This window comes from Bartonella harrusi, from assembly GCF_024297065.1.
Classification (GTDB): domain Bacteria; phylum Pseudomonadota; class Alphaproteobacteria; order Rhizobiales; family Rhizobiaceae; genus Bartonella; species Bartonella harrusi.
Genome location: NZ_CP101114.1, coordinates 1,882,051 through 1,893,929, shown reverse-complemented (window position 1 = coordinate 1,893,929; position 11,879 = coordinate 1,882,051). Strand labels below are relative to the sequence as shown.

Sequence of the window (11,879 nt, the reverse complement as noted above, 5' to 3'; positions counted from 1 at the left end):
TTTCCTGAGGAAGCAATGCGACTTTTCTAGAATATGATGTTGTTTCTCTAGGATTCGATGTGATTTTTCTTGCGGCTTGTCAGATCGTCGAAACACTTCAATTGTCAGCTATTGTTGCTTATACTGCATCAGGTACTTTGGTGGTGCGTGCTTCACGTGAGCGCCCAAACAGACCGATTATTGCTTTATCACCCATCGTGGCAACAGCACGGCGCTTGGCTTTGGTTTGGGGATTGCTCTTCGTGTGGTTGCACAAGATGCACGAGACTTAGAGGATATGGTTGATCGTGCGGCAGCCATTGCTTTTCAAGAAGGTTTTTGCCAAACCGGAGACCGATTCCTTGTGACAGCAGGGATTCCTCTTGGTACACCAGGTGCTACCAACTTATTGCGTATCGCTTCGGTTTCTCAAGATGGTACAAGGGCATTTGAATATTGATGCGCAATATGCTCTTTGTTTTTTTAATGAGTCCATAGGGGGAACAGGGGGCGTATATAAGGGGGAAAAATATTTTATGTGGAGCCATTGCTGCAGAGAGCAGCAGTTGCGGTTTCATTTGCTCAATTGGTCGTTGGTCTTTATCCTGAAAATGCTGTGCTTATAACGGATTTTAGTATCCCAATGGGATATTTGTAGTCTCTCGCCTTTTTGAAATTTTTTATATAAGCTATTATACGGTCAATAGATTGATTTGTCATGATAATTCATGATTTTAGAGTTTCAATGAGTAATTCGAAGAGAGGACTGTTTTTTTATTTTAACTCTCTTACGCAGAGGTAAAAAATATTTGTTTATGTGCCCTAACAGGAATTCATATGGGAATAAAATTATTTGAAAGGGGTTAGCATCCTTTTCAGTAAGTTATTTTAAGACAAGTGTGCCGCAACATTGAAAAAAGTTGAAATATTGGTCAGAGACTGAAGAAAATGAAGGGCTGGTTTCCTTATTTATTAAATGAAAAAGGATAATGTTAAATGTAAAGATGGCGGTATCTCATGGATTTTTTATCAATACCATTCATGGGGTTATGGGATCATGGAGAAATATTTTTGATGCGATGATAGCAGCTTGGGTGAAATATGCGCGCTGCTCTTTTTCTTAGAGGGCATGTCTTTTGTTTGTTGCTGGGGCAATATGCTTGTTTATGAATTTTCTTGTTCTTCAAGGCCAAGATTGGGTTGATCATCTTTAAGCAATTGAGCGGTGAGTTTTTCAATACGTTCCGTGGTATCTTGCATAATCTTTCCTATGGCACGATCTCTTTCATTGTGGATTCGTAAAAGATTTTCATAATCTTCGTAGAGTTTTTTCTTTTCTCGTTTTATTTCTTCCATCTCATCGAGTATCATAATACCAGCCATAACCGATAAACGGTGGTCACCGATTTCACCAAAATTGGTTTTTAGATGTGTGATATATTGGTCCAATCGAGCGGCAAGTGCAATAAGATGGTTCTCTTGTCCTTTATCGCAAGCCATGCGATAAACTTTACCATCAATGGTGACGGAAACAGTTTCCATACATTCAAACCTTTATCTATCGAGTACAACACGAATCGTTTCCATTGCTTTAACGAGACGTTTGGAAACTTCTTTATTCACCACCTCTAACCGTTCAACTTGGGCTTCGGCTCTATCAAGCGCTTGAGCAAGATGGCTGCGATCCGCATTCATTCGTTGAATTTCTTCTTCCCATTCATTGCTTTTATCAATAACAGCGTTGCGGTTGATAATGGTGATCTCTAAGGTTCTTAGTGCTTTTTCTAATCTTTCTAAAGCGTATGGGAGAACCGTCATTTCTTGGTTCATGATGCTTTTATCCTTTGGGTAATGGTATCCCTTATTAGCTTTTATAAAAAACGAATCACTCGTTTTCTTTTCTTGTGTAAATTTTATTTTTAAATATCTAGAACATTTTAGCAAGCAAAGCAGATGAGGTATGTTAATTAAAAGCTGGATTTTTTGAGCGTATTGGCATAAATGATAGGGCATAAAAACTGTGAGGGGAGCGTTATTTAAGTGATAATGAAAAGTTTCATGCTAACAATTTAAAAAATTGAAAAGTATTTCTTTAAAAATGGAAAAGAATGCGGAGGAAGCAATCAACAGATGTGTTTAACAAAGTGGTCTATTATTCATGACAAATACTGAACAACAAAATCAGATGGCCAATGCTATCCGTTTTCTTGCTATTGATGCGATTGAAAAAGCAAATTCTGGTCATCCTGGTTTGCCTATGGGGGCAGCCGATATTGCTACCGTCCTTTATACAAAATTCCTTGCCCATGATCCTAAAAATCCTCGTTGGCCCAACCGTGATCGTTTCGTCCTGTCGGCTGGGCATGGGTCTATGCTGCTTTATGCCTTACTCTATCTCTCTGGTTATGAAGATATTTGCCTTGAAGATCTAAAAAATTTCCGCCAAATAGGGTCAAAACTTGCTGGGCATCCAGAATATGGGCATGTTGCCGGAATCGAAACAACCACTGGACCTCTGGGACAGGGGTTGGCAAATGCTGTGGGAATGGCTCTTGGTGAGCGTTTGCAAAATGCCCGTTTTGGCGATCTTATTAGTCATTATACTTATGCGTTGGTAGGTGATGGGTGCCTGATGGAAGGGATATCGCAAGAAGCATTGTCTCTTGCGGGTCATTTAAAACTCAATAAGCTTATCGTGTTGTGGGACGATAATAATATTTCTATTGATGGAGAGATCTCTCTTGCTGATAGTACAGATCAGATAGCACGCTTTAAAGCTTCTGGGTGGAATACACACAAAGTGAATGGACATGATCAAGCCGCAATTGCACGCGCTCTTGAGGCTGCACGAGATTCTGATAAACCAACGTTTATTGCTTGTAAAACAACCATTGGTTTTGGGGCACCAAGTAAAGCGGGTACCAATAAAGTGCATGGGGCACCTTTGGGGGTGCGAGAGATTACTGGAACCCGTATTGCTTTAGGGTGGGATGCCGAACCTTTTGTTATTCCAGCGGATATTCTCGATAGTTGGCGTTTGGCTAGTCTTAACGCTGCTAAAAGGCGGCAAAAATGGGAAGAAAAATTTGCCGATCTTCCTGTCGCAGAACGGTTAGAGTTTGAAAGACTGATGCGGGGTGATTTGTTGGGCGGGTTTGATGGCGCTATTGATGCTTATAAACAGCAACTTGTTGAAGAGCGTCCCGTTGTTGCTACGCGTAAAGCTTCAGAAATGGCGCTTGAAGTTATTAATGGGGTTGTTCTTGAGACGATTGGTGGTTCAGCGGATTTAACGGGATCCAATAATACAAAAAGCAGCCAGATGAAAAGTATCTCTGCTGAAGATTTTTCAGGACGCTATCTCCATTATGGAATTCGTGAACATGCCATGGGCGCTATCATGAATGGTCTTGCTCTTTATGGTGGTTTTATTCCTTATGGCGGAACCTTTTTATGCTTTTCTGACTATATGCGTCCTGCTATGCGGCTCTCCTCTTTAATGGGATTGCGGGTGATTTATGTCATGACCCATGATTCTATTGGTCTTGGTGAGGATGGTCCTACCCATCAACCTGTGGAACATTTGGCTTCTTTGCGGGCAATGCCTAATCACTTTGTGTTCCGCCCGGCTGATGCTGTTGAAACTGTCGAATGTTGGCAATTGGCTTTGAAAGTACGCAATACACCTTCTACTTTGGCTTTGAGCAGACAAAATTTACCGCTTCTGCGTCAAGAGCATGAAGAAGAAAATCTCTGTATGCTTGGCGCTTACGAGTTATTAACTGCCAGTGATGATGCGCAAGTGACGTTATTTGCTTCCGGTTCAGAGTTGCAAATCGCTGTTAAAGCCCATGCAATATTAGAAGAAAAGGGTATCCCAACGCGTGTCGTTTCCGTGCCTTGTTTTGAACTCTTTGCGCAGCAATCGCTTTCCTATCAACGTGCTCTTATTGGAGATGCACCAATGAAAATTGCTATTGAAGCTGCTGTTCGGCAAGGATGGGACCGTTTTATCGGTTGTGATGGTGTGTTTATTGGTATGGATGGATTTGGTGCGAGTGGAACAATGGAGACACTTTATTCGCATTTTAATATCACTTGTGAGAATGTGATTGCGACTGTTGAAAAAGAGCTTGAAAAGATCCATAAGAAAAATGTGAAATGATGAGCATGGCAATGAATGGGGTTGCTTGCTTTCGATATAATATTTTGCTTACCATTATGGAAAATGATAGGACAAGTTCTTGAAAGTTATTATGGTTCATGCTTTGGAATCGGTGAAAATCAACACCCATGTGTTGCGTTAAACTCTGATCAAGGAAAATGTGAAATGACTGTTTGCGTAGCAATGGATGGGTTTGGTCGTATTGGGTGCAATATTTTGCGTGCTATTGTGGAAAGTGGGCGAAAAGATATTGAAGTCGTGGTGGTTGAGGATTTGGGATTGGTGGAAGCCAATGCTCATGTGTTGCGTTAAATTTGATCAAGGAAAATATGAAATGACTATTTGCATAGCAATGGATGGGTTTGGTCGTATTGGGTGCAATATTTTGCGTGCTATTGTGGAAAGTGGGCGAAAAGATATTGAAGTCGTGGTGGTTGAGGATTTGGGATTGGTGGAAGCCAATGCTCATGTGTTGCATTAAAATTTGATCAAGGAAAATGTGAAATGACTGTTCGCGTGGCAATTAATGGGTTTGGTCGTATTGGGCGTAATATTTTGCGTGCTATTGTGGAAAGTGGGCGAAAAGATATTGAAGTCGTGGCTATTAATGATTTAGGATCGGTGGAAACCAATGCCCATTTATTGCGCTATGATTCAGTCCATGGACGGTTCCCTGGATCTGTTAAGGTTGTTGGTGATGCTCTTGATGTTGAGGGTGGTTTGATAAAGGTGTTGGCAGAGCGTGATCCAGCACAATTGCCTTGGAAAGCTTTGGATATTGATATCGCGTTAGAATGTACAGGACTTTTTACTGCCCGTGATAAAGCAAGTGTTCATTTAAATGCTGGGGCAAAACGTGTTCTTGTTTCTGCACCTTCTGAAGGCGCTGATCTCACCGTGGTTTATGGTGTTAATCATCAGTCTTTAAACAAAGAGCACCGTGTTGTTTCAAATGCTTCTTGTACGACCAATTGCTTGGCGCCTGTTGCACAAGTTTTGCACAACACAGTGGGTATTGAAAAGGGGTTTATGACAACCATTCATTCTTATACCGGTGATCAACCTGTGCTCGATACAATGCATCGTGATCTTTATCGTGCGCGTGCTGCTGCTCTTTCGATGATTCCTACTTCAACAGGAGCTGCGAAAGCTGTAGGGCTCGTTTTGCCGGAATTAAAGGGCTTGCTTGATGGTGTGTCGATTCGTGTGCCAACCCCTAATGTTTCCGTAGTGGATTTGACCTTTACGGCTAAGCGCTCCACAACAGTTGAAGAAATTAATACAGCTATTTTTAATGCTGCACGCGGATCTCTCAAGGGAATTTTGGATACGACAGAGGAAAAGCTTGTCAGTTGTGATTTTAATCATAATCCGCATTCGGCTATTTTTCACAATGATCAAACGAAAGTGATCGATGGTCAACTCTGTCGTGTGCTGGTTTGGTACGATAATGAGTGGGGGTTTTCTAACCGCATGAGTGATACAGCAGTCGCTTTTGCTAAAACACTATAAAAGAGGACCTTCGGGTCCTTTTTGTTGTAATCATTAAAGTTGCGTTTTATAAAAGAACATGATGGCGTAGTTTTTTTGAAAAAAGAAAGAGACTGTTTTCGGTGATCGTTGTTTGTGCGATAGAAAGATGTACGTGACTGTGTAAGAACGTGTTGTGATAGGGTTGTGTGTTGTTTTCACATCTTTACATCAACAGGAAAGAGCAGGATTTGAAAGCGTGAGAACTAAATAAAACAAACAGTGAGAAAAGATCGATGTGGATTTTTTTTCATTGAAGATAAGAAGAAAATTGTCTGGAGAAAAAGTTGAATGGGTGCGTTTGTTTTGAACAACGACAAGTGAAGAGGAAGCGGTGATGGGGTTTCGTACACTTGATGATGTTGATGTTGCGGGAAAACGTGTTCTTGTACGGGTCGACTTTAATGTTCCTATGGCGCAGGGTAAGGTCTGTGATGATACGCGTCTCAAACGACATAAAGAGACACTGATGGAACTGCAAAGGCGGGATGCTAAGCTTATTCTGCTTTCTCATTGTGGGCGCCCTAAGGGAAAGGTGGAACCAGAGTTTTCTCTTCATCCCGTTGTGCCAGTGTTGGAAAAAATAATGAATCAGCCGGTTGCTTTTGCATCAGATTGCATTGGTTCAGAAGCGCAGATCGCGATTGAAGCATTGAAAAATGGTGGTATTTTGCTGCTTGAAAATGTGCGTTTCCATTCAGGGGAGGAAAAAAATGATTGTTCTTTTGCTGGTGCCTTAGCCGATCATGGTGATCTCTATGTGAATGATGCTTTTTCAGTTTCTCATCGTGCCCATGCTTCAGTGGAAGGAATAACCCATTTATTGCCTTCCTACGCAGGCCGTTCTTTGCAATATGAATTGCTAGCATTAGAAAAAGGGCTGGGTTATCCAGCGCGTCCAGTGGTTGCACTTGTTGGAGGGGCAAAGGTTTCTAGTAAGTTGTTTGTGCTTAATCATTTGCTGGAAAAGGTCGATTATTTGGTGATTGGTGGCGGTATGGCCAACAGCTTTCTCGCAGCAAAAGGTGTGCGTGTTGGAAAATCACTGTGTGAATATGCGCTCATAGAAACAGTGAAAAAAATTATTGAAAAAGCACAGCAATGCCAATGTACCATTCTGCTTCCTGTGGATGCAATGGTTGGATTTCGCTTTGAAAAAAATGCGCCACATCGTCTCTATGATATCGGAGATATTCCTGAGGAGGGTATGATTCTGGATATTGGAACACGCTCTATTAAGAATATTAATGCTGTGATTGATAAAGCTGCTACTCTTGTGTGGAATGGACCGCTTGGGGTTTTTGAAATGCCTCCCTTTGATAAAGGAACGATTGCTGTTGCTCGCTATGTGGCAGAACGGAGTTTGGCAGGACAATTGGTTTCTATCGCTGGAGGGGGAGATACGGTTTTTGCGCTAAATCAAGCGGGTGTTGCTGATGATTTTACTTATCTTTCAACAGCTGGAGGTGCTTTCTTAGAGTGGATGGAAGGGAAGGTTCTTCCTGGTATTCTTGCCCTCATGCAGGATTCAAGCGCTTGTTTGAGAAAATATGAAGGAAAATGATAACTTATAAACTCAATGCATTGGTTATGCTGCTCAGTTTTGGAAGTGAAGACAGAATAATGAGGAATGTTTTATGAATGAACGTCTTGAAGAGAGAGCACTTGCTCTGGTGAGTGCTGGTAAGGGTATTTTGGCTGCTGATGAAAGCACTGCGACGATTGGAAAGCGCTTTGCAAGCATTGGTGTTGAATCCAATGAAGAGAATCGCCGCACTTATCGTGAAATGCTTTTTAGCGCAAAAGAAACCATGGAAAGTGCCATCTCTGGTGTTATCTTATTTGATGAAACCATTCGTCAAAAAGCTTCATCTGGGCAAATGTTAACAGATCTTATTCGTGAGGCGGGCGCTTTACCCGGTATTAAAGTTGATAGTGGGGCTAAACCTTTGGCCGCTTTTTCTCAGGAAACGGTAACAGAAGGGTTGGATGGTCTTCGTGAGCGGTTAAAAGACTATTATGCTTTAGGAGCACGTTTTGCTAAATGGCGGGCGGTGATTGCAATTGATGCACAGGCTTTGCCAACAAGAGGAGCAATACGCCAAAATGCACAAGCGCTCGCGCGTTATGCTGCTTTGTGTCAAGAAGTTGGACTTGTGCCGATCGTTGAACCGGAAGTGTTGATGGATGGGGTTTCGCGTCAGCATTCTATTGCGCGCTGCTTTGAGGTGACACATGCTGTCTTACATACGGTATTTAAAGAATTGTTTGAGGCGCGGGTTAGCTTAGAGGGTATGATTTTAAAACCCAATATGGTGATTGATGGAAAAGATGCTCGCAGAGCTTCTGTTGAAGAGGTGGCGGAAAAAACGGTTCAGGTTCTTAAACAAACGGTTCCCGCTGCTGTTCCAGGAATTGCTTTTCTTTCTGGAGGACAATCCGATCAGGAAGCAACGGCGCATTTGTCTGCTATGAATGCTTTGGGCGCATTGCCTTGGAAATTGACCTTTTCTTATGGACGTGCTTTGCAAGCTGCTGCCTTAAAGGCATGGGCTGGAAAAGCTGAAAATATTGCTGTTGCGCAAAAGGCTTTTTGTCATCGTGCTCGAATGAACCATCTGGCTGCTTTGGGACAATGGACAAAAGAACATGAGCAATCTTGTGCTTAGAAAATAAGTTTTATGCTGAAATGCAGAAAAATTTTGCCTGTTTCTGTATGGTTTGTGGTGTCCCCATCATAATAAAAATGGTGGGGAAGGTTTTTGTCTTAAAAGTTTTCTCATAATTTTTTCCCTAGCCATTGTTTATATCTTGAGGGGAATGTCTTTATGGGCACTATCAACATATTGATTGATAACGATCATTTATTTTTTTGCTTATTGAATGAGAGAGATGAATATCGCAAGATACTCTTATCTTAAATCCTCTCATTTCAATCTTTCTTCTATTCAATTCAATAAAATCATTTCTTTGCCCGTCATAAGCGGGGCTGATGTGAGGGGAAAAACATTGAGAAAGGGGTAAAAATGCCTGTTATCAATCGTCTCAATGAACAGGCTGTCGCACATTGAGGGCTAGTAAAGTGTATGATGGTGCTGGTTTGCTTCTTCTGAGGGTAAAGATAGTGGAGCATAATGGCTGTTGAGAAGTATGGCTGGGGGAAGGGAAGATGTTACTTTAAAGTCCATATGGGGTGGCATCATGGCATGGTATCATTTTATGGTGTGGTTTAGAGGTGGATATTGGCTTTTGGGGTGAAATCATAGAGAGGCGGTAAAGCGTATGATGATGTCGGCTTGCTTCTTCATAAGCGTAAAGATGGTGGAGCATAATGGCTGTTGAGAAGTATGGCTGGGGGAAGGGAAGATGTTACTTTAAAGTTCATATGGGGTGGCATCATGGCGTGGTATCATTTTATGGTGTGGTTTAGAGGTGGATATTGGCTTTTGGGGTGAAATCATAACGTGATTGCCGTATTAGAGAGTTTGATATGAAGGTCTTTTTCTTTTTCATGTCACTTATTGCTTGTTTGTAAAAGAAGTCGTTTGCTCTCAGTTATTTTGTCGTTAAAACGAATAAAGTGTTCTTGCCTTTTATGATGCTGTAATTATCCATGACTCATTTTATAGGATCGGAGCTTAAAAATGGGGGCGCTGTGGACAATATATCTGCTGAGAAGACAAGCAGCAAAGAAAAAATCCAGATGCAAAACAGAGTGTTTCTTTAATAATAATGCGAAAAACGCTCAAGATAATGCGTATAATATTAGCGTGGATATTTAAAATAATATGGAGAATATGAACTTGGATATTAAAACAACGGATTTTACTTATTTTTTTATCCTGTTATTCTTTCGTAGACCAATTCATACTGCACTAAATTTCTTTGCGTTTTGGGGTGCTATAGCGTGCTTATTTTTTACTTTTGGATATTTCTTAGAATCCATGACGCAATAGCAGATCATGCCGGGTATATCGCTCGCATTAATAACAGCGATTGGTGAAGGTGTTCTTTCTGTTTCCTGTATGTGGGCTAGTTGGGGGTATGATACTCTCTTATTCCGTTTAGCACCGCCTGAATATGATCTTATACTCTTTCAATAAATTGAGAGAGCGCTTCGTTGATGTCCAAATCAAAATGAGAGGCTTTTTGCTTTTCAAAAGTTTATGAAAGTTTAGCAAAATTTTGATATTAGGTTTCTCTTTAATGACGTGACGAACAGAGAATGAAGGGATTAGTCTTTGGTTAAGGTCAAGAAAACTCCTCCAGTGCACTTGACGCCCTTTTTGTTCTAGCATTGAGATGGCTTGTTTTGTCTTTCTTACGCAGCTCTAAAATTAGGATATAAAGGGAATTTCTCATGGTGTCTCAATGGCACTTGAGCGTGTGTTATAGAGAAAAAACTGGTTTTTCCTATAAGGAATAGATTTTTATTATATCTCGTAACGATCCCTAGCAAACCAGCACCATCATACACTTTGTCAGCCGCCAATGTTGTAACAGCCTTTGCATGAAGACGATTCATTAAGAAGTATTTTTACTCCTTTCTTTAGAGTTTTTTACCCACACGACAGCCCCACTTATGACGTGTAAATAAATGATTTTGATTGATTGTACATAAAGCAGGTTTGAGATGAGAGAATCTTAGGGTATTCGGGGGTCTTATTTAACATGCCAAAAGATAAACTATCATTATAAATCAATATGTTGTTGATTTATAAACCAGTTATGGTTGCGTTGTTTGAAGATAAAGGGCTTAAAGATTTTACAAAATTAAGACAATAAATCAAAAATCCTCTCTATTGAAAAACGAAGGTCACTTCTAGGGGCTTTTAAGAGTGCTCTCTCATCACGTGGTTTTTGTATGATACATCTTATGCGTTAAAAGCAGATCTTGAGATCACTTGGTTCATAACTACCAATGGAAATTGGCACATCATTTTTAATCATTCTTTACGAATGTTTTGATCAGCTGGTGCATTACAAAATGATGCCGTTTGTGAGATTTTATACAAGTCGGCGCCATCATACTCTTTATTGGACTCCAATGTTGCGACAGCTCTTGGTATTGAGACGATTCATTGAGAGGCGTTTTTACACCTTTCTAAAGGTTTTTTTATCCACACGTTAATTCCACTTGTGATGTGCAAGGGGATGATTTTAATTGATTCAACATAAGCAGGTTTGAAATGAGAGAATCTGAGGATATTCGGGACTCTTATTCAACATGAAAAATGATAAATTATCATTATAAATCAGTGTTTTGTGTAAAAGTTATAAGAAGCCAAAAGGCGTTCAAAGAATTTTTGTTATTTCATAATATGGAGGCATGTCACATCTTGCTAAGAAACGTTGGTTGCCATTTTAAAGGGCATGAAAAGCTCCTATATTTATCAAGAAAAAAGTAATTGTTTTTATCATTGGGAAGAGTACATAAAACAGTACTTTTTTTTAAACATTCTTCTTACGACGACAAATGGATTGACCTCTTTTTGTGATTAATTGCTTTCTTTGCATGCTCTTTGAGTGATTTCACAATGACAAAGAAATATTTATATGGCCAAAGAAGTGTTTGCATGGCTAATCCACACCAAGAAATTTAAAAAATTTCTTAAATGGATATCTACCCCCATCGGTAATCTCTCAGCGTTTGAGATCTCGCTATGGGTGCGTTTTTTTCTCATGTTTCGAGGGTGGTTTTTCTTTCTATATCATTGCTGCTTATACAACTATAATCAGCTTTTATTTATCTCTAATATGCAAAAAACCCACTTTAAAGTGGGTTTTTGGTACTGATGAGAAAGGTTTAAAAAAATCTTCATTGTAAAAATTCTAAAAACACATTCTCCTCGAGGTTTATAACAGGCGCTTCCTTTGAATAACCATGCGTCTCAAGAAAATTGTTGAGTCTTTTACAATCAAAAGGAGGCTTTTATAAGCCGAGGTTTCCAAAACGATTTTTGAATTTAGAGACGCGTCCACCACGGTCTACAAGGGTTTGAGACCCACCCGTCCAAGCGGGATGGGTTGTTGGATCAATATCGAGATTAAGGACAGCACCTTCTTTCCCCCAAGTGGAGCGTGTTGTATATTGAGTGCCATCCGTCATGACAACGGTAATTTTGTGATAGTCTGGATGAATATTCGCTTTCATGTGGCAAACCTTTTGCGTTTATAAAATGAAATGGCACTTTTTCACTTTTTA

General features: G+C 40.3%; 8 protein-coding genes and 3 pseudogenes. 8 read left to right on the top strand and 3 right to left on the bottom strand.

Features of this window, described 5'->3' with window-relative positions; genetic code table 11:
* Positions 1-44: 44 nt before the first annotated feature.
* A pseudogene (locus NMK50_RS08960) lies at positions 45-439 on the top strand (pyruvate kinase alpha/beta domain-containing protein); the annotation flags it as partial.
* A gap of 704 nt (positions 440-1,143) precedes the next feature.
* Here the strand turns inward: NMK50_RS08960 and NMK50_RS08955 are convergent.
* Both NMK50_RS08955 and NMK50_RS08950 read right to left on the bottom strand, forming a co-directional pair.
* Positions 1,144-1,521, bottom strand: coding sequence for a cell division protein ZapA (locus tag NMK50_RS08955; RefSeq protein ID WP_254770165.1), 378 nt, complete (start codon positions 1,519-1,521; stop codon positions 1,144-1,146).
* Positions 1,522-1,533: 12 nt separating this feature from the next.
* The gene (locus NMK50_RS08950) at positions 1,534-1,809 is read right to left on the bottom strand and encodes a DUF4164 domain-containing protein (protein WP_254770164.1); all 276 of its coding nucleotides are present in this window, start codon (positions 1,807-1,809) and stop codon (positions 1,534-1,536) included.
* A gap of 328 nt (positions 1,810-2,137) precedes the next feature.
* Between NMK50_RS08950 and tkt the strand changes: the two genes are divergently transcribed.
* The 7 genes and pseudogenes from tkt to NMK50_RS08915 all read left to right on the top strand — a co-directional run bounded on the left by tkt (position 2,138) and on the right by NMK50_RS08915 (position 9,777).
* Positions 2,138-4,144 carry a transketolase gene (gene tkt, locus NMK50_RS08945; protein WP_254770163.1) on the top strand — a complete coding sequence of 669 codons (2,007 nt, stop codon included), beginning with the start codon at positions 2,138-2,140 and terminating at the stop codon, positions 4,142-4,144.
* Positions 4,145-4,309: 165 nt separating this feature from the next.
* Positions 4,310-4,453 (top strand): annotated as a pseudogene (locus NMK50_RS08940) (glyceraldehyde 3-phosphate dehydrogenase NAD-binding domain-containing protein); the annotation flags it as partial.
* A gap of 25 nt (positions 4,454-4,478) precedes the next feature.
* Positions 4,479-4,619 (top strand): annotated as a pseudogene (locus NMK50_RS08935) (glyceraldehyde 3-phosphate dehydrogenase NAD-binding domain-containing protein); the annotation flags it as partial.
* A 29-nt stretch (positions 4,620-4,648) separates the two neighbouring features.
* A complete protein-coding gene (gap, locus tag NMK50_RS08930; protein ID WP_254770162.1) occupies positions 4,649-5,656 on the top strand; it encodes a type I glyceraldehyde-3-phosphate dehydrogenase in 1,008 nt (335 codons plus the stop codon).
* Between the two features lie 355 nt (positions 5,657-6,011).
* Entirely contained in the window at positions 6,012-7,238 is a 1,227-nt protein-coding gene (locus NMK50_RS08925; RefSeq protein WP_254770161.1) for a phosphoglycerate kinase, read from the top strand.
* Between the two features lie 73 nt (positions 7,239-7,311).
* On the top strand, positions 7,312-8,343 hold the full coding sequence (locus tag NMK50_RS08920) for a class I fructose-bisphosphate aldolase (RefSeq protein ID WP_254770160.1): 1,032 nt from the start codon (positions 7,312-7,314) through the stop codon (positions 8,341-8,343).
* Between the two features lie 1,293 nt (positions 8,344-9,636).
* Positions 9,637-9,777, top strand: a complete 141-nt coding sequence (locus NMK50_RS08915) for a hypothetical protein (protein WP_254770159.1) — start codon at positions 9,637-9,639, stop codon at positions 9,775-9,777.
* Positions 9,778-11,606: 1,829 nt separating this feature from the next.
* On the opposite strand, the gene rpmE is transcribed toward NMK50_RS08915, so the two are convergent.
* Positions 11,607-11,828, bottom strand: coding sequence for a 50S ribosomal protein L31 (gene rpmE, locus NMK50_RS08910; protein WP_241437670.1), 222 nt, complete (start codon positions 11,826-11,828; stop codon positions 11,607-11,609).
* Between the last annotated feature and the right edge of the window lie 51 nt (positions 11,829-11,879).

Bases quoted from the DNA above. Each gene is read 5' to 3' on its own strand.
- NMK50_RS08955 (WP_254770165.1), bottom strand. From the start codon at position 1,521: ATGGAAACTGTTTCCGTCACCATTGATGGTAAAGTTTATCGCATGGCT.
- NMK50_RS08950 (WP_254770164.1), bottom strand. From the start codon at position 1,809: ATGAACCAAGAAATGACGGTTCTCCCATACGCTTTAGAAAGATTAGAA.
- tkt (WP_254770163.1), top strand. From the start codon at position 2,138: ATGACAAATACTGAACAACAAAATCAGATGGCCAATGCTATCCGTTTT.
- gap (WP_254770162.1), top strand. From the start codon at position 4,649: ATGACTGTTCGCGTGGCAATTAATGGGTTTGGTCGTATTGGGCGTAAT.
- NMK50_RS08925 (WP_254770161.1), top strand. From the start codon at position 6,012: ATGGGGTTTCGTACACTTGATGATGTTGATGTTGCGGGAAAACGTGTT.
- NMK50_RS08920 (WP_254770160.1), top strand. From the start codon at position 7,312: ATGAATGAACGTCTTGAAGAGAGAGCACTTGCTCTGGTGAGTGCTGGT.
- NMK50_RS08915 (WP_254770159.1), top strand. From the start codon at position 9,637: ATGCCGGGTATATCGCTCGCATTAATAACAGCGATTGGTGAAGGTGTT.
- rpmE (WP_241437670.1), bottom strand. From the start codon at position 11,828: ATGAAAGCGAATATTCATCCAGACTATCACAAAATTACCGTTGTCATG.